13 protein-coding genes are annotated in these 18,205 nt (G+C 65.7%); 6 read left to right on the top strand and 7 right to left on the bottom strand.

Annotated elements, in window-relative coordinates:
- Positions 1 to 22: 22 nt before the first annotated feature.
- On the bottom strand, positions 23 to 841 hold the full coding sequence (locus HKW67_RS09855; protein WP_206044669.1) for a trypsin-like serine protease: 819 nt from the start codon (positions 839 to 841) through the stop codon (positions 23 to 25).
- 180 nt (positions 842 to 1,021) lie between these two features.
- Between HKW67_RS09855 and HKW67_RS09850 the strand changes: the two genes are divergently transcribed.
- The 4 genes from HKW67_RS09850 to HKW67_RS09835 all read left to right on the top strand — a co-directional run bounded on the left by HKW67_RS09850 (position 1,022) and on the right by HKW67_RS09835 (position 4,020).
- Complete coding sequence (locus HKW67_RS09850; RefSeq protein ID WP_171225224.1) at positions 1,022 to 2,014, top strand: S41 family peptidase; 993 nt, start codon at positions 1,022 to 1,024, stop codon at positions 2,012 to 2,014.
- A gap of 90 nt (positions 2,015 to 2,104) precedes the next feature.
- Positions 2,105 to 3,028, top strand: coding sequence for a creatininase family protein (locus HKW67_RS09845; protein WP_171225223.1), 924 nt, complete (start codon positions 2,105 to 2,107; stop codon positions 3,026 to 3,028).
- A gap of 153 nt (positions 3,029 to 3,181) precedes the next feature.
- Positions 3,182 to 3,535 carry an ArsR/SmtB family transcription factor gene (locus tag HKW67_RS09840; protein WP_230981161.1) on the top strand — a complete coding sequence of 118 codons (354 nt, stop codon included), beginning with the start codon at positions 3,182 to 3,184 and terminating at the stop codon, positions 3,533 to 3,535.
- A complete protein-coding gene (locus tag HKW67_RS09835) occupies positions 3,532 to 4,020 on the top strand; it encodes an SRPBCC domain-containing protein (protein WP_171225222.1) in 489 nt (162 codons plus the stop codon). Before HKW67_RS09840 ends, HKW67_RS09835 begins: the two co-directional genes overlap by 4 nt.
- Here HKW67_RS09835 and HKW67_RS09830 read toward each other — a convergent pair.
- The 4 genes from HKW67_RS09830 to HKW67_RS09815 form a co-directional block, all read right to left on the bottom strand.
- On the bottom strand, positions 4,012 to 4,986 hold the full coding sequence (locus HKW67_RS09830) for an alkaline phosphatase family protein (RefSeq protein ID WP_171225221.1): 975 nt from the start codon (positions 4,984 to 4,986) through the stop codon (positions 4,012 to 4,014). The two genes, HKW67_RS09835 and HKW67_RS09830, sit on opposite strands and share 9 nt — an antisense overlap.
- Before the next feature lie 68 nt (positions 4,987 to 5,054).
- The gene (locus HKW67_RS09825; RefSeq protein ID WP_171225220.1) at positions 5,055 to 6,704 is read right to left on the bottom strand and encodes a serine/threonine-protein kinase; all 1,650 of its coding nucleotides are present in this window, start codon (positions 6,702 to 6,704) and stop codon (positions 5,055 to 5,057) included.
- A 54-nt stretch (positions 6,705 to 6,758) separates the two neighbouring features.
- Positions 6,759 to 7,523 (bottom strand): VOC family protein, encoded by a 765-nt coding sequence (locus tag HKW67_RS09820; protein WP_171225219.1) that lies wholly within the window; start codon positions 7,521 to 7,523, stop codon positions 6,759 to 6,761.
- 27 nt (positions 7,524 to 7,550) lie between these two features.
- On the bottom strand, positions 7,551 to 7,916 hold the full coding sequence (locus tag HKW67_RS09815; RefSeq protein WP_171225218.1) for a nuclear transport factor 2 family protein: 366 nt from the start codon (positions 7,914 to 7,916) through the stop codon (positions 7,551 to 7,553).
- A 239-nt stretch (positions 7,917 to 8,155) separates the two neighbouring features.
- On the opposite strand from HKW67_RS09815, the gene HKW67_RS09810 reads away from it, so the two are divergent.
- On the top strand, positions 8,156 to 11,350 hold the full coding sequence (locus tag HKW67_RS09810; RefSeq protein ID WP_171225217.1) for a serine/threonine-protein kinase: 3,195 nt from the start codon (positions 8,156 to 8,158) through the stop codon (positions 11,348 to 11,350).
- A 55-nt stretch (positions 11,351 to 11,405) separates the two neighbouring features.
- Here the strand turns inward: HKW67_RS09810 and HKW67_RS09805 are convergent, their stop codons facing one another.
- Both HKW67_RS09805 and HKW67_RS09800 read right to left on the bottom strand, forming a co-directional pair.
- Positions 11,406 to 12,779 carry an NAD(P)-binding protein gene (locus tag HKW67_RS09805; protein WP_171225216.1) on the bottom strand — a complete coding sequence of 458 codons (1,374 nt, stop codon included), beginning with the start codon at positions 12,777 to 12,779 and terminating at the stop codon, positions 11,406 to 11,408.
- A 132-nt stretch (positions 12,780 to 12,911) separates the two neighbouring features.
- Complete coding sequence (locus HKW67_RS09800) at positions 12,912 to 14,972, bottom strand: Ig-like domain-containing protein (RefSeq protein WP_171225215.1); 2,061 nt, start codon at positions 14,970 to 14,972, stop codon at positions 12,912 to 12,914.
- 171 nt (positions 14,973 to 15,143) lie between these two features.
- On the opposite strand from HKW67_RS09800, the gene HKW67_RS09795 reads away from it, so the two are divergent.
- Entirely contained in the window at positions 15,144 to 18,191 is a 3,048-nt protein-coding gene (locus HKW67_RS09795; protein ID WP_171225214.1) for a BTAD domain-containing putative transcriptional regulator, read from the top strand.
- Positions 18,192 to 18,205 lie beyond the last annotated feature (14 nt).

Here is an 18,205-nt window from a genome sequence, read left to right as displayed (position 1 = left end):
CGGACTGAGGTTACGGTGCCGCTTACATCATGCTCAGAACCCAGTCGCGGGCGACCTTCCGGTCGAGGCGGAATACGCCGCCGGTGCCGGCGCAATTGCCGTTCAGGGCGAACGACGTCACCCCTCCTATCACGAGGGAGGTGCCGACGAAGTTCGGTCCGCCTGAGTCGCCGAAACAGGTGCCACCGGTCGCGGTATTGTTTGACAGGAGGAGCGAGTGCGCGCCGGTGAGACCGGAGTTGATCTGCACCAAACGCGGAGACGCGCTCATGCGAATCCGTTCGGCCACGACGAACACGGGGTTTGCCTGCTGCAAGCCATAACCAACCGCCGTGAACGTCTGGTCCTGCCGGCCGCGGACGCGCGCCAGTGCCTCGAGCGCATTCTCGTCTGGTAGCGTGCCGTAGGCCGCTGCGACGACAGGGGCATTGAGCACCACGACGCCCACGTCCATCACGAAGAACGCCGCCTCATTGTACTGCGGGTGGGTGTAGGGCGTACCCGCGACTTCACCCGTGGACGGATAGCCGTTACCGGGAAAGCCCGCTTCAAGATCGGCCGTGAACCAGACTTCGACAGTGGTCGCACCTGAGGTGCAGTGTCCGGCGGTCAGGTACACGGTTGGCGAAATCAGCGTCCCACTGCAGCGCCACATCGGAGTGCCGTCGGCGTCCTTCGCGACCATCAGGCCGACTTGCGGATGGGCGACGCCGTCGAGCGCGCCGTTCTTCACGAGGCGCGGCCCCTCGAGCTCGGGTGCGTTGGCGTCACTCGACGCAATGGAGTGTTCGGAGCATCCGGCGAGCACGGCGACGGCGAGTGACGCGAGTATGCGGCGCATGGACACTCCAGAAATTGAGAGGTGGGGCGATTGCAGTCAGCATCGGCGCTGAAACGGCTCGGCCCAATTCGCTAACATGCGGTCCCTTGAAGGACATGTCCAGGCTTGAGAAGAGCACCGCGGCGCGCTTCTATTCGCTGTGATGTACACACCCCAATGCGAACTCCTATGCGAACACCTATGCGAACTCCTATGACCATGCGTGCGTTGCTCTTTGCCGGCGTGCTCGCGCTCGCGACAAGCGCGGTGCCGCGCGCCATCGCGGCGCAGGACCAGCCGATCGCGTCGGACGTGAAAGCGTACCTGCGCCAGTTCGTCAACAAGCTGCGCGAGTTCCGGGTCGGCAGCGACGAGGTGGATTGGGGTCAGGTCGAATCCAAGGCGCTGGCGGCCGCGGCCGGCGCGCAGTCGATCACGGACGCTCAACCAGGCATTCGCGCGGCCCTCGTCGAGATCCGCGATCCGTGGGCCGTCTACCGTTCGGCGTCCGGTCAGGTCGTTGGCCCTGATCAACCGCGTTGTGTGCGGACCAACACCACCGCGCCCGCAGTGCCGGCCGATGTTGGATATCTGAAAGCGACGCCGACGCCCAACCGTGGAATCCGCGCCGAGCGCGAGGCGGCGGTGGCGGTGCGTACCAAACTCAAGTCGGGTGACGACAACGGCGCCGTGCACTGGATCATCGACCTGCGCGGGTACTTCATGGGCACGCTGCCGGCCGCCGTAATCGGGCTCGCGCCGATCATGGGCGATGGCACCGTCTTCAAGATGCAGTACGCCAACAATGTCGTCCCATTCAACGCCAACGAATCGTCCATCAAGTCCAACGGGGACGAGCTGCAGATGGACCTCGGCAAGTTCAAGCTGTCGAGTCAGAAGCGGCGGATCGCCGTGTTGGTGGACGGCGGAACTGCCGGTGTCGGCGAGTTGCTGGCCATCGCCTTCATGGGGCGCAGCAACACGCGCGTGTTCGGCACCCCGACCTGTGGCATTCCCCCCATGCGTCTGGTGCCGCAGAAGCTGAAAGACGGCGCCGAGTTTTCGGTGTCGGCGTTTCGCGTGCAGGATCGCGATGGCCGGGTGTATCGCGGCCCCATCGAGCCGAACGAGCGCATCGACGGTGAGGCGGATTTGTTCTCACGCGTGCTGGACTGGGTGTCTACCGGGAAGTAGCGTCGGCCTCTGTTCAACGACTCACGCGGGCCACACGTTCGTGTGAGTACCCACCGTTGAACTGCACGCGGCCCCGCCCCCGGAGATGAGATGCGAACACGACTGATGGTGCTGTTGACGATGCCACTGCTGGCGGCGAGCGCATCGGCGCAGGCCACGGGAGGCACTGGCGGTGCCGGTGGTGCCGGTGGCGGGGCGCAAGCGGCTCAGCGACAGGCGGCGGCGAACAAGCCGCGGACCATCGACGGGATCAACACGGTGTGGCTCGAGGAACTCACCCAGCCCGAGTTCCGCGACATGATCAAGGACGGCTACACGACCGTGCTGGTCATGACGGGAGGCGTCGAGAACAACGACGGCAACCTCCAGATGAACAAGCACAACATCAACATCAAGTTGCTGGGCGAGATGATGGCGCGGAAAATGGGCAAGACGCTGGTCGCGCCGCTCGTCACGCTCGAACCGGGCAATGCCGGCGCCAACATTCAGCCCGGTCGCGCCGGCCCGATGCTGTCGCAGGCCACGTACGCCGCGCTGCTGTTCGACATGGGGAACTACCTGCGCAGCATGGGCTTCAAAGAGATCTACTACATGGGTGACAGCGGCGGAAACGGACGCGGCATGCAGAGCGCCGCCGATTCACTCACCAAGGTGTATGCCGACAGTCCGGACAAGGTGTCGTTCAAGCACATCCCCGAGTTCTACAACCACACCAGTGTGGTGCAGCCGTACATCCAGAACGACCTCAAAATCCCTGAAGGCATCAAGATCGGTGCGAGCACCGGCACCAGCGGATTGCACGAGGAGCTCGGCATCGACGCGACGATGGCGCTGGCTGATCCGCAGTCGATCCGCTTCGCGCAGCGCGTGAAGGCCGGGCAGGCGGAAATCAATGGCATCAAGTTCGAGTCGCTGAAGTGGCTGCAGGACCTCGGTCGCAAGGTGGCGGACTTGCGCGTGACCACGGCGATCAACGCGATCACCGCCTACCGGGCCACGCTGCCCAAGCCGTAAGGCCGAGGGAAGAGGGACGCGAACGCGCGGCAGGGCGTGATCTACAGATCGCCCGTCCGCGCGGTTTTGTGTGAAAATCAATACTTAGGTATTTACAAAAGTATTGAACGATGGTAGACTCGGTGCAGCAGATCGAATCACCCGAGCACAAGGATGGGATCGGACATGGTGCAGACCGCCGCCACTGACGCAGTATTTCACGCCTTGTCCAACCCGACACGGCGCGAAGTGCTGGAGCGCCTATCCGTCGGCCCAGCGACCGTCAGCGATCTGGCGGCACGGTTCGACATGCAGCTGCCGTCGTTCGTGCAGCACCTCGCAGTACTCGAGAAGAGTCGACTCGTGAAGTCGACGAAACAGGGGCGCGTGCGGACGTATGAGATCGCGCCGGAACGGTTCACCGTCGTCGAGAATTGGCTCACCGCCCGTCGCCGGGAATGGGAGGAGCGACTCGACCGGTTCGATGCGCACGTCAAACATCTCAAGGAGAGGGAATCGCAATCATGAGCCAGCCATTCGTCTTGAACCCGACACTCGATTTCGCCATCGAGCGTTTCATCGATGCGCCCGTCCGACTCGCTTGGGAAGCGCTCACGAAGCCGGAGCATCTCAAGGAGTGGTACATGCCCAAGGCGTGGGGGCGTGTGTCTAATGCCGAACTGGAGCTGCGGCCGGGCGGCATCATCCGCATCGACATCGTCGTCGGAGAAGGTCAGGAAGTACCCAATCTCGGCTGCATCCTCGACGTCGTGCCCATGCAGCGGCTCGTCTGGACGTCGATGCTATTTCCGGACTATCGCCCGGCCGTCTTTGACGACATTCCCATCACCGCCATGATGACGATGGAAAGCGTGGGCACGGGCACGCGCTATGTCTTTACCGCGCTGCATCGGAATGAAGCGGACCTCAAGAACAACATGGCGTCAGGGTTCTACCAGGGCACCGAGATCGCCATCGATCAGTTCGTCGCGCATGCGCTCTCGCTAACGTAGGAACGAGACGCCCTCCATCTCCTTCGCCACCGCTGCCCGAATGGGAATGCGCAGGTGGTGCAGGAGGGATGGTGTGATATCCACGATCGCGGCGGCACCGCTGGTGAAGCGCGCATCGAGCGCGGGCTGATTGGTGGCGATCCACGTCGTTCGCTCCCGCGTCGACTTGCCACCGTGTCCCTTGCCGCTCACGGCATCGCGGCCGTGATCGGTGGTGACCACGATCATCCAGCGCTCACCGATGGACTCGCGCTGCTTCACTGCCGCCCAGACGCGCCCCACGAACTCGTCGGCCTGCCGCACCGCGGCATCCGAGGCTTCACTGTCACCGTTCGCGTGGGCGACGTCGTCGGTGTGCTGCAAGTACACCCAGCTCAAGTCGGGACCACGCGTCGCGATGTACGCCGCCGCGTCGCGCGATACGCGGTCATCGATGGCGAGGATATAGCGTGACGCTTTGTCATGCGGGAACGCGACCGTGTCGAGCTCGAATCCATCCGCCGCGTGATCGAGCTTGAAGTTGCCCGCGCCCGCGCGTCCTGCCCCGATGAGTACCGTCCGATTGTCGAGCCACGTGGAGAAGACGGCCGTGTGGCGCGTCGAGTCGGCCGATTCGACAATGCGGAAGATGTTCCAGTAGGCGTAGTTGGGGGACTGGTTGCTGTTGCCCCGCACGTTGTGCTTGTTCGCCCACGTGGCGGTGAGCAAACTCATGTAACCCGGCGCTGAAATCGTGGGCGTCTCGGTTGGTGTGCCCAGCGTACCGCCCACGTACGCGCGTGCATAGCCACCAGCCGCCGCAATGGCGTCGATGTTTGGCGTGGCCACGCGCTCGATCACGTCGGCAGGGATGCCATCCAGCAGAATGAACACCGCCTTGCGTGGCGCGTTGGCCGGTCGCGCGATCTGGCCGTGGCAACCAGACAGCAAGGATAGACTGACGAGAGCGAGAGCGATGCGGCGCATAGTGGTGGAAACGTCGGTGTGCGTGAGGAGGCACGGTCTTACACGTGTGCGTGCACGCGTACCTCAGCCTAGCCCTCTGTCATGTCGTACGCGAGATCGTACAGCATGACGTCTACGAGTGCGATGAACACCTGCAGAAACAACACCGCCGTAAACGCGAGGCCGCCCGCCAGTGCCAGCAGCGGCATCGCGCGCGACGGCGGAATCGACAGCGCGGAGGTCAAGCCGAGCGCGGCCAACATCGCACCGGCCGGAAGCAACAGCATGGCACCGATCTGCGCGAAGGCCATGGTCGCGAACGCGCGCGTGGGAAGCACGAGTGCCATCGCCTCCAGCCGCTCGGGAGGGCTCGGCGCGCCGCCATGACGGAACACGTCGACGAAGGTGAGCATGTTCTTCATGCCGTTGCCGTTCGTCGCGCGACTGGTCGCGAGATAGCGGCGGAGGGCGGTCTGCACCCAGGCCACATACAGCGCCGTATCGCCGCGGGACCTGTCGTCACTCGCGCCGATCACCGCGCGCGCGACGCGGCGCCAGTCGATGCGGACGAACGGCCGTTCGCGCAGATCACCGAAGATCGCGGCGATGCCCGCCATCGCGACCGGCGTTACGAGCAGCATCGCCGCCATCAGCACGACCACCCAGACCATCGGTTGCGCCAAGCCGGGCAGCTGCGAGCCGAGCACGCCGATGATCGTCGCCAGTAGCCCAGGCAGCGCGAAGAAGCCGCCGAGGATGGACAATTCCGGGAGACGCTCGGCGAACATGACCAGCGCGCGCCGCATACTCTCGCCGAAGCCCGAGGCGTGCGCGCGCAGCGCCGCCGCGAAGGCGGGCGCTGTCGCGAAGCGGGCGGCAGGCTCCTTGGCGAGCGCACGCCGTATCACCGCCTCCACCGCTTCGGGCACACCCGCTTCCGCGGGGAACGGTGGGATCTCCGCGACGAAATGCTGACGCAGCAAGGCGCGGGTGTCGCCGCGAAAGGGCAGGGTGCCGGCGAGCATCTGATAGACCACGACGCCGAGGCTATAGAGATCGCTGCGCCGATCGACGTCGTCGCCCACGCACTGTTCCGGCGACATGTACGCGGGCGTCCCGATCGACTCGCCGACCTGAGTCGCTGTGCTGTCGGTCTGGTGGGTTCGCACCGATATCAGCGGTGCGGCGTCACGCCGTGCGAACGTATCATCGCGCAGCTTCGCGATACCGAAGTCGAGCAACGTCACGTGAAAGCCGCCCCGTACGTCGGGCGTGAGCCAGATGTTGGCGGGCTTGAGATCGCGATGGACGACGCCCCGTGCGTGAGCCGCGGCGAGTGCGGCCGATACCTGCGCAACGATGTCGACAACCAGCGGCAGCGGCAGGCGAGGCTGCGCCTCGAGCACGGCCTCGAGCGTCTCGCCGTGCAGCTGCTCCATCACGAGATACGCCACGTCGTGGCCAGCCACCCGATCCACGCCGAAGTCAGTGACATTGACGACGTGGCGATGCTGAATTCCACCGGCCGCCCGCGCTTCGCGGACGAATCGCTCGGCGGCCGAGGGATCGGCCAGCAGATCCGGACGCACCACCTTGAGGGCGACGGCGCGGCCGATCCCCAGATGTTCGGCGAGATACACTGCGCCCATACCCCCCTCACCGAGGCGACGTCCGACACGATACTTGTCGTGCAGCACGGCACCGGTGAGCGCCTCGAACTGGAATGTGTCGTCAGCCATGCGTTGACATTATGGGGAACGAGGCGGCGTCGGTACCGCTCGCCTCCAGCACGCTCAGCCGATCAATCCCATGACCGTGCCCGACGGATCGGTGAAGTACCCGAAGGTGGCGAAGCCCGGCACACCCATCGCGTCGCCCATGCGCTTGCCGCCGGCGGCATCGACGCGCGTGAGCATAGCGGCGACGTCGGGGGTGAAGATGTAGCTCACGGCTGTGGTGGCGGGGGTGTGCGTCTGGAACACGCCTTGAATCCCGGCCCCCGGATCGAATCCGACGAATCGTGGCATGGTGTTGGCCGTGCCCCAGCCGAAGAGGGTGCGGAAGAATTCGGGGGTGACGGCGTTGTCGGTGGCGAACATTTCCATGCTGCAGATGGCGCCGGCGGGCGGCTTGGGGTTGGTGCCGGTGGGCATCGGCATCGACGCCACCGGCGCCGGCGCGATGGCGCTGGTGAGCCCATAGACGGTGCCGGACGGATCCCTGAAGCGCGCCATGGTACCCATCATCGGCATGCTCCACGGGGCGCGCTCGATGCTTCCACCGGTGTCGACGATTCGGGCCAGCGTCGCCTCGACATCCTTGACGCTGAGAAACGGCACCGAGGCCGGCGCTCCCTCGGGGACGTTCGCCCGCAGCGCGACGGTGGGGCCGCCGGGCGTGCTGCCCGCCATGAGTTCGGCCGACAACGGCATGAGCGTCCAGCCGAACAGCTCCGCATAGAACGCGGCCGATTCGCGCAGCGCGTTGGCGGCGATGACGACGAGCATGATGGGATGTGCGCCGGTACCGGCGGGAACTATCGGTTGCATCTCAGTCATGGCGGGTGGGTGTGAAGGGAAGGGAGGTCATGCCGCGCTGACGTGGCCCGCGACCACGCGCCATTGCTCGTCGTGACACGCCCAGACACGGGTGTAGCGATACTCTCCGGCGAATGGCTGTCCGTTGACGAGAACGGCAAGGCGCGCGTGGAGCGCTACCACGACGACATCGGGCGCCACGAGGCGCCATTGAAGATCGAGCGGCTCGTGCGACGTAAAGCGCACGGCGCCGCTCCGATGGAGCGCTAGATCGTCTGCTTTCGAAGCCAGCGCGCCATCGGGTCCGACAAAGAGCAACGCCTCGTCGATGAGGCGATCGAGCGCGTCGACATCGCCGTCGAGTTGCGCTTGACGTAGCGCGGCTTCCAACTGTTCGACTAATGCTTGATGCATGATGCGTGCGTGTGGACGTGAACGAGCGATGAGCGAGCGCGCGACGCGCGCGCCGGGCTATCGACCGTGTGTCGTTAACTGCAACAGATTAACGCGATGTCCGAGGTGCCCGTCCCGAAGTGTCTTTCACGGATGCATCGAAGGTCCATCGCGGTCATCGATGCCGTCGTGGCGTACCGGCGACGTGGCAAGGGGCTCCCCCGTTCCCTTCGTCCGTCCGTCCCGTCAGATTCAGCGGCATGAGCACCTTTGACGACCTCCAGGTCGCACTCGGTACCGGGTACCGGCTGGACCGCGAGCTTGGTGGCGGCGGGATGTCCCGCGTCTTTCTTGCTGACGATCTCGCGCTGCGTCGCCAGGTCGTGCTGAAAGTACTGCCGAGCGAACTGGCGGGCGTTGTACATCTGGAACGATTCAACCGCGAGACGTTGTTGTTGGCGCGGCTGCAGCACCCGCATATCGTGCCCGTGCTCAACGTCGGGTCACTGCACGGGCTCCCGTGGTTCAGCATGCCGTACATCGAGGGCGAATCGCTGCGGGCCCGTATCGACCGCGTACCCGAACTGCCCATCGCCGACGTGGTGAGCGTGTTGCGCGACGTGGCCAAGGCGCTCGCCTACGCGCACGAGCGCGGGATCATCCATCGCGATATCAAGCCCGACAACATTCTGCTCACCGGTGACGCCGCCACCGTGGCCGACTTCGGCATCGCCAAGGCCGTGAGCTCGGCGCGCGCCGAGACGCATGGTGACGCCCTCACGCAGATCGGCATAGCCATCGGTACCCCGGCGTACATGTCGCCGGAACAGGCGGCCGGTAGCGATGCGATCGATCAGCGCTCGGACCTCTACGCTCTCGGATGCGTCGCATACGAGATGCTGTCCGGCACGGCGCCGTTTGCCGGTCGCCCGTTCCAGCGACAGTTGGTCGCGCAAATCACCGAGACGGTGCCACCGATCTCGGAGCGCCGGTCCGGCATTCCGCCCGCCTTGGCCTCGCTGGTGATGCAGTGTCTGGCGAAGGACCCCGCGCTGCGCCCGCAGGAGGCGCGCGACATGGTGCTGGCGCTCGAACAGACGGATGTGCGTAGCGGAGAGATTCCGCAGGCCACGAGCAGTGTGACCAGTGTGTGGCGTGCCATCGTGACGTGGGGCGCCGCGGTCGTCGTGCTGGGGCTGGTCGCGAAAGTCGCGACGTCGAGTATCGGCCTCCCCACGTGGGTGTTTCCGGCGACTCTGCTGATCACGGCGCTCGGCCTCCCACTCATTCTCGTGACCGGGTTCGTGCAGCGCGTGGCGCGCGCCAACGCAACCACGATTACGAGCGCAACCGCGTACGCCTCCTCCCCCTCCGCCTCCGCCTCAGCGAGCGACACCGCGCCGACGCGCCTGTCGCGGGCGGCGTTGGCGGCGAGCCCGCACCTCACCTGGGCTCGTGTCGAGAAGGGCAGCATCGCCGTGATTGGCGCGTTTGCGCTTATGATAGCCGGATTCATGGGCCTTCGGGCGATGGGCGTCGGACCGGCGGGCTCGCTGCAAGCCAGTGGCGCATTCGCCGATCACGAGCGCCTCGTCATGACTGACTTTTCGGTGCGTGGCGCTGACACGCTGCTTGGCCGCGTGGCCTCCGATGCCGTACGGGCGGGCCTCGTGCAGTCTGGTGCCCTCACGCTGCTCACGCCCACGGAGATCGGCGAGGCACTCACGCGCATGCAGCGTCCGCGTGACAGCCGGCTTGCGCTCGACCTCATGCGCGATGTCGCCACGCGCGAGGGCGTGCGGGCGATTGTCGATGGCGAACTGACGGCCGTTGGATCGTCGTACATCCTGGCGGTGCGCTTGGTCACGGCCGATTCGGGACGAGAGCTGGCGTCGTATCGGGCAACGGCCGAGAGCCCCGACCGCCTGATTCAGATGGCGGACGAACTCTCTCGCAAGCTGCGCGCGCGCATTGGTGAATCCCTACGCGTCGTGAATGCCACGCCGCCACTCGAACGGGTCACCACCAGTTCGCTCGAGGCGCTGCGTCGATACTCGGCTGGCGTGCGAGCGGCAGACGTTGAAGGCAACACGCTGCGCGCGGCGGAACTGTTCCGCGAGGCCGTGGCCATCGATACGCTCTTTGCCGAAGGGTGGCGGAGGCTGGGACTGCTGCTGGCGAACATGACGGCGGCACCTGGTGCGGCCGATTCCGCGCTTTCCAAGGCGTACCAGCTCCGCGGCCGACTCACGGAGATCGACGCCGAACGGGTGACGGCGTCGTACTTTGCCGCCGGCACACACGCGGATCGCGTTAAGGCCATTCAGGCGTTCGAACGCGTCCTCGCGCTCGGTGACAGCAGCGTGCTGGGCAACCTCGCGGGGCGCTACGAAAGCCGGCGCGAATTTGCCCGGGCCGAGGTGCTGCGCCGACTGGTCGTTCAGCGTGATTCGGGGGTGCTGCGACTCAGTGCGTTGCGTTCGAATCTCTTTTTGCAAGGACACTGGAGCGGCGTCGATTCCATTGAGGCCATCGTTCGCCGCCGATTCCCGAAGGACAACCTGAATAGCGCCTGGGCCAGAACGCGTGCGCAGCTCAGCGGCGACCTGCCGTTGTATCGTCGCCTGGTGGACAGCGCCGTGGTTGAGGGTGACGCGCGCGACCCGGTGCAGACCGCCAACCGACAGATGATGCTGGCGCTGACCGAAGGTCGCTTGCGCGATGCGGATCGTTTTCGCGGAGTGTCGCTGGCGACCTACCGGGCGCAGGGGGTGCCGATTGATGCGTTCACCGCATCGTATATGTCGTTGGAGAGCACGATCGACGCCGGTGCGCCCGTATCGGAGGCGTTGCGTGACTTCGAGGCGGCACGGGCCGGTGCGCCACCGACATCGCGGGTAGCCGCGAGCCTAGCTGCGGCGCGCGTGTACGCCAAGCTCGGCATGGCGTCGCGCATGAAGGAGGCGCTGGCCGATTTCGACCGGAGCGTGAGCGATTCGACCGCGCGAAAGCGCTACGCCGATTCCCGGATGGCGATCGTCACGGAGCTGGCGATGGCCGAGGGACGATGGGCGCAAGCGGTGGCATCGGCACGCCGCGCGGATCAAGAGGCGGATGGGCCGGCCACTAATTGCGTGGAGTGCCTGTCACTGGAGCTGCTGCGGGTGTTTGCCGAGCAGGGCGTTGCCGACTCCGCGTTGGCGCAGTACGACGCCTACCGCCGCACCCCCTATGGCATGCGACCGCGAGTCGGGCCCGACCTCACGGTGCCAGCGCGGACTATGCTGGCGCTGGCGCGCATTTACGAAGCACGGGGAGACGCGCGCAACGCGGCGGCCGCGTATCGCGACTACGCGACGCGCTACGAGCGGGCGGATGCCGACTTACAGCCGAGCGTACGTGACGCACGCGCGCGGATGCAGGCGCTTTTACCCGCGGAGTCGCTGCGGCGCTGAGGGTGGGAGTACGGCCGCTGAGCGGCGCTCGGCGTCGAGGCGCCGCCGCCCGCAATCACATCGCAATCAGTCGCGACATGTTGCCGTAGGCCGCAGCACTATGATGTTGGATCAGTGCTCGCGCCTCCAGCACGTCGGGGTGATCACGATACGGCCCGAGATCTCCCATCGGATTGAGACGCGACGTATTCGCCCACGCGGCGAGCGCCGGGTAGTCGGCACGAGCCTTTGCGTGGGCGACTCCAGCCAGCAGGCTGGTGAGGGAATCTCTGGTCGAGTCCCAGTAGTTGATCGGAGGTAACACGCGGTTCTTTTCGTCGTCCGTGTTCAACAACGCCTCGGCGACTCCCACCATCGCAAACTGGAAGCAGGCGAGTCCTCGCATGAACGGCTGGACGGTGATTCGGTCCGGTTCAAACATTGGCCGTAATTCGGGCCGCGGAAGGGCACGCGCCGCACAGTGAATGTGCAGGCTGCGCGCACTGGTTGGTACCTGACCCTGATCGAGCGTGATGGTGTGCTGATCGATCCGCCGCACGTGACCGAGTCGTACGACGTTCTTGATCGTACGGACCAGATCGAGTTCGGTCTCACTGATGAATGCGCCGCGATACATGCTCGGCTCTACCTCAGTGTCGACGCGCAGCATGAAGCGCTTTGCCTCCAGCCGGGCAAACAGGTCGCGAACTGACGTAGCCTGCGCCGTGGCTTCCAAGTGGAGCGCATGGCCGCGATAGAGATCGGGCAGGAGTGTGGCCGGCTGCACATACTTGCGGTTTATCCACCAGCTCTCTCGCGGCTTGACCCACCGAATGGCTTCTGGCGCAACGCCCTGTTCAAGCAACCAGACACACGCGTCAAGGGCCGTCTTTCCGCCGCCGATGACCACAAACGTTTCCGGTCTCTCCTGAAGATGCGTGATGGCACCCGCCGGGACACACCGCACGCCGTCTGCGACCTCAAACGGCGGCGGACTCGTGGCGGGGATGTCGCCCTCCAGGTATGTCGTATCGATGACTTTGCGCGCGGCGCGTAACTCCCAGATTGCCCCACTCACTCGTGAACCAACGCGTTGGTCGTTCAGGTACTCGCAGTTGGGGAAATACCGTACGCGTCCACTGGCGAGAAAGCGGTGCTGCATGACCTGCCCATAGTACGAGCGGATCTCGTCCGCGCTGGCGCGCTCGTAGAACCCGGCATTCAAGCCAGTCGTGTCAATCGTGTTCTGCCCGAGTGCTGTGGAATCCACTCCATAAAATGCCGAGGGCTGGTGCAGTCGCACGTACGGGTAGGTATCGATCCAGTGTCCGCCGGGCGCGTGACGGCGGTCCACCATCGTGACGGTGGCGTCGGTATGGGTGAGCAACGCATCGGTGATGGCCATACCGGCAGCTCCCGCACCGACGACCACGTAGTCCGTTTGCATCATGGATGGGGTGTGCCTCGTTACAGTGGGTCGCGTGGGTTCGGTATCGACCATCACCGCCGCCTTTCCTGCTGCTTGCCCAAGCCTCAACAATGATATCGCGTCACTCGCCAAGTGCCACGCCAAGCGTCACTGCTACCGCTTGATCCACACCGCGTCGCGCACGCCACCAGTGAGCGTCAGCGGCCACAGCGGACGCGCACCCTGCGCCATCTCCTTGGCAGGCATACCGTACAGCGCTGGCGCATCGGAGGCTACGTCGCTCGACATGATGAGCCAGTTGCCGTCCGGTGAGAACGAGGGTGTGCCGGCAAAGGGTATCTGGCCGAGCCAGAGATTGTTGATCTCGGCGCCCGTCTCGGCGTCAACGCGCATGAGCGACGTCTGGGGGAACGTGCGCGACACACGCCGAAAGGCGATGGTGCGGCCGTCAGCCGACCACGTCGGCTCGTAATCGTCGGCGTTGGCGGGTGCCGTCAGCCGGCGCTTGTCGTGACCCTGCGCGTTCATGACCCACAGCTGTGAGCGGTTGTTGACGCCCACGGTGTACACAATGTGTCGACCATCAGGTGACCACGAAGGACGTGTGGCGACCTGACCGGAGCCCGGGAGCGGATCGTCGAATCGAGCGAACGTAAGCTGCTGCACGTCGCTCCCGTCGGGGCGCGCCGTGTAAATGTTGAGCCCCGATGAGCGCGAGCTCACCCACGCGATGCGCGAGCCGTCGGGTGACCACGCCGGGTACACATCGCTGGCATTATCGCTCGTGAGCTGACGGACATCGCTTCCGTCGGCACGCGCCACGTACAGATCGGTCTGCGCCGACGTACCGGGCAGTCCGATGAAGGCAAAGTGTGCTCCGTCTGGTGCGGGTGCGGGGTACATGGCCTCCATACCGAGGTTGAGGCGACGCGGCAGGTTGTTCGTCGCGATGTCCCAGCGGCGGATATGACGACTGCCCAACACGCCACCGCTGTACATCACGTCGAACGCCGGCGTCGCATAGACTTTGACCTGCGCGTACGTCGTAATGTCGTCAACTTTGGCGCTCACGGTCGTGACGCCTGGATTGTTGCCGAACACGGCAACGCCTTGCAGCCCCGTAGGTGTGACCGATGCCACCGCCTGCGACTGCACACCCCACGTTACCAGACGATCGGGCAGCTCACGGTTCGTCGCGCTCCGCACCACCGCGTTGAGCGGCAATCGAATGCCCGCCCACGTCCACGCCACCTCGTACGGGAGCTCGATGGAGAGCGACGCCGCCGGCACCGCGAGCACCTCGAAGGCCGCGGTCGCCGAGCCACCGCCTGGCGCCGCATTGCCCACGCGAATGCTGATCTGCCGTGCGCCGGCCACGTCGGTCGGCGCCAGTCGGAAGGCGATGGTCGTGGCCGTACGCTGCTCGATGGCGCGCGGTTGATCGTCGACGAACAGCTGCGTGGCGCCGGTGAAGCCCGTTCCCGTGAGCACCACGGTGAACGGCATGCCCCACCCGGCGACGATCTGGCTCGGCGCGACCGTGGTAATGACCGGCGCCGGCTGCTCCACCGTAAAGATCAACGCCGCGCTGGCGCCACCACCGGGGCCCGGCGTGACCACCGTGACGGCGCGCGCGCCGACTTCCGCCACATCGTTCGGAGTGACGGTCATACGAAGCTCCGTTGGCGACACGTATTCAGAGGGGCGCGCCAGATCGTTCCAGCGCACGCGCGATGCGTCGGTGAATCCTTCCCCGCGCACGATCACCGTGAAGTTGGTGGTGATGCCGGCGTTGATCGTCGCAGGGGTGATGGCCTGCAGGACCGGGACAGGATTGGGAACGAGCACGTTCACCACAAACCGCGTGCTGCGCCCTTCGCTCGTGGCCACAATGCCCACGGCGCCGCCGCTCTTCGCCAGCAACACTCCGGCTGCGGAAATGCTTGCTACCGCCTCATTCTCGCTCTGCCAGACCACCGCACGGTCACGCAGGATGGCGCCGGTGGCTGATTTGGGGACCGCGTCGAAGTCGTGGGATTCCCCGACCACCAGTTCCGCCCTGGACGTGGTGATTTCCACGGTGGCCACCGGCACCACCGCGACGGGTGCCGTCGTGTCGGGGGCACAGGCGGCCAGAATGTGCGCCGCCACGATCGCGAGCAGCGTGCGCGCACTCGGGCGCAAACGGATGGGCACTGATAAATTGACAGGCATAGTAGGTGACTCCAGTGTGACGCCAGTGGACTGCCGAATGACCGGGAAGGACGGCCGCCGGCCATGAGCTACGCCGACATTCTACGGGCGCCCGCTTAACTGCCTGCTTAATGGACGCGCCCCGCACCATCGCGTATTGTCCCAGTCCCGCGTCACCTCGTCCCCTGCCGCATGTCCCTCGCTGCGCCGCCGTTCGCCGATTCCAGCGTGTCCCACAACGTCCCTGGCACGCTGTCGTCGTTCGTAGGGCGCAAGGCGGAGCTGGACGCGGTACGCGACCGGCTCGCCAATGTGCGGCTGCTGACTGTGGTGGGTCCCGGTGGCGCCGGTAAGACGCGCCTCGTGCGCGAGGTGGCCATGGCCGAGTCGGCGTGGCGACGTTTCGACGCGGTATGGTGGGTGGAGCTCGCGCCGGTGCGGAGTGACGGTGATGTGATGTCAGCGCTGGCAGCGGTGCTGGGCGTGGGTGGTGCGCCCGGCCGATCGCTCGCCGACGCGGTACGCACGGCGCTGCAGCGGCAGCCGGCATTGATCGTCTTCGACAACTGCGAACATCTGATCGACGACGTCGCACGCGTCGTCGCATTGGTGCTGCACGGCACGGAAACGGTGCGCGTGCTCGCGACCAGCCGCGAGCCGCTCGCGGTGGACGGGGAGTTCGCGTGGAGCATTCCCGCTCTCTCACTACCGGTGTCGGCGGCGTCAGAGCGCGTCGGGCCGTCACGGATCACGGCGCGTGCAGCCGCGGAGTTCGAAGCGGTCCAGCTCTTCGCCGAACGCGTGCGCGCCGTGACGCCACACTTTGCGCTCAGCGATGCGAACGCGGCCACGGTCGTTGCGCTCTGCCAGCGACTCGACGGGATGCCGCTGTCGCTGGAGCTTGCCGCCGCCGTCGTGCCGGTACTCGGTGTTGATGAACTGGTTTCGCGTTTCGACGATCTGCTCGCGCTGCTCTCGCGCGGAAAGCGAAACGCCGATCCCCGTCACCGGACCCTGCGCGCGGTGCTCGATTGGAGCTACGACCTGCTCGCGGATGACGAACAACGGCTTCTGCGGCGCCTGTCGGTGTTTCGCGGGGCGTTTGAGCTCGAGGCCGTCGAGGCGATATGTGCCGACGATGATTCTCCGCGCGCGCGATCGGCAGTCGTGATGGCGCTGGGACGATTGGTCGAACAGTCGCTGGTGGAAGTCCGTGACGACGACAGTCAGTCCCGCTATCGACTGCTTGAGACCGTACGTCAGTATGGTGCGGCGCTGCTGCGCGAGACGGCCGACGAACACGTCGTTCGCGAGCGGCACGCGCGCTACTTCGCGCGCTATGCTGCGCAGCGCGAGGCGGCATTGTTCTCTCCCGCGCGGGGGCGCACGGTCAATCAATTGCGCGAAATTCTCGATGAGATCCGTGCGGCGCTCGATTGGTGTCTGGGGGCCGACGGGGACATCTCACTCGCCGTGCACTATGGTGGAGTGCTCGGCTGGTTCTGGATTTCCGGCGTCGCGTGGAGTGAGGGGCGCGCCATCGTGTTGCGCATTCTCGAAACACACGACGCGACGGGTAGAGTTGACGCCGAATTGCCGCTCGCGTCGCAACTGGACGTGCTGCGTCTCACGTATCCCATAGCCGGGCTATCGTACTTTGCCGGCGACACCGACACCATGCTCGCCACCACCGCCCGTGAGCGAGCGCTGCGTGAGCACGTTGAACAGCAGACACTCAGCGCGGGCGATCGTTTAGCGTTGTTGCGTCAGGCGGCCCTCAGTGAACAGTTGCGAGGTTTTGCCCTTGCCATGCGAAGGAACGCGCCGGAGGGACTGGCATGCATGGATCGCAGCCTCGAACTCGCCGCCACCGCGAGCGATCGATGGCTGTTGCCGGTTATGCAAATGCGCCGCGCGTTGGTGCACTACATGGTCGGGAACCTGCATGAATCCCTGGACGACTATTCGCGTGCCATTTCGGCGTTCCGCGAGCTCGGTGAGCAGTGGTTTCTCTCGCTCGCGCTCGAGGGGATCGCCAACGTGCAGGTGGCCCTCGGACGCACCAACGCCGCGCTGTCATTTGCGCGCGAGGCGGCGACCGTGTTGGTGGAGGAGCGCGACGCCTGGTTTGTGTCGCGCGCCTGCGATACGGCGGCGTGGGTGGTGGCCAACGCCACCGGCGGTGTCTTGGCGACCCCTGATGCCAGTACACTTGCGGCGCGTTTGCTTGGCGTGGCCGAGGCCCTACGCCGCAGCTGTGGTGCCGGGATCATCGGACCGGATGTGCAGCGGGACGGGGTCATGCGCGAGAAACTGCGAGCGCGTATGGCGGCAGCGGAGTTCGAGGCGCGTATTGCCGACGGACTGCACCACGTACTCGACGACGCGCTGCAGCTGATGGCTAACGAGGTAACGACGCTCGAGCGCAGCCTTGAGCCGGGCGGCGACGCACCGGCGGTCGCGCCGGTGCACTCGCCTCCACCGCCGACCGTGCGTGTGCAGCTTCTCGGCCGTTTCACGCTGTGGCGCGACGGCGTCGAGCTACCGAGTCGGCAGTTGCCGTCGGGGAAGGTGCGCGAACTGCTGGCCTATCTCCTGGTACATGACGTCGTCACGAAGGAAGAGATCGGCCTCGAGCTGTGGCCCGAGGCATCAACGGCACAGCTACGGAATGTCTTTCATGTGACGGCGCATCATGTGCGGCGGCATCTGGGCGAACAGCCGTTCGTGAGCTTTGATCGCGGACGCTACCGAGTGCTGCGCGAGCCCGGCGCCGATGTACGGTTGACGTGCGACACCGACGAACTGCGGGTCCTCCAGCAGGAGGTGCAGTCGGCGGTCAAGCGGCGGCTCGTGGTAGACGCCGAGGTACTCGATCGCTGGGCACTCGTGCTGGCGTCATGCGATGGCGACTTTCTGTCGGGCGACACTGGCGACGGGTGGATGGTCACCGCGCAGGACCGGCTGAGGGTGCAGTGGGCCGACGCTGCCGACGGGTTGGTGCAGCTCGCGCGCATCGGCGGTCGCCACCATGAGCTGCTGGCGCTCTGTGAACTGTTGGTGCGGCGCGATCCATACCGAGAAAGCGCGCATCGCGCCTACATGGAATCGTTGGCTGCCTTGGGCGAACGCGCACGGGCGCTGGCCCACTACGAATCATTCAGTGCGATGCTGCAACGCGAGTTTGGCGCCTCGCCGTCGGTGGAGACGCGGCGGGTCGTGGAGCGGTTGCGAGGGTAGCGCACACATCCGAC

This window comes from Gemmatimonas groenlandica, from assembly GCF_013004105.1.
GTDB classification, from domain to species: Bacteria; Gemmatimonadota; Gemmatimonadetes; order Gemmatimonadales; family Gemmatimonadaceae; genus Gemmatimonas; species Gemmatimonas groenlandica.
Note: the sequence above shows the minus strand (reverse complement) of the source record. Positions and strands in the feature narration are given on the sequence as shown.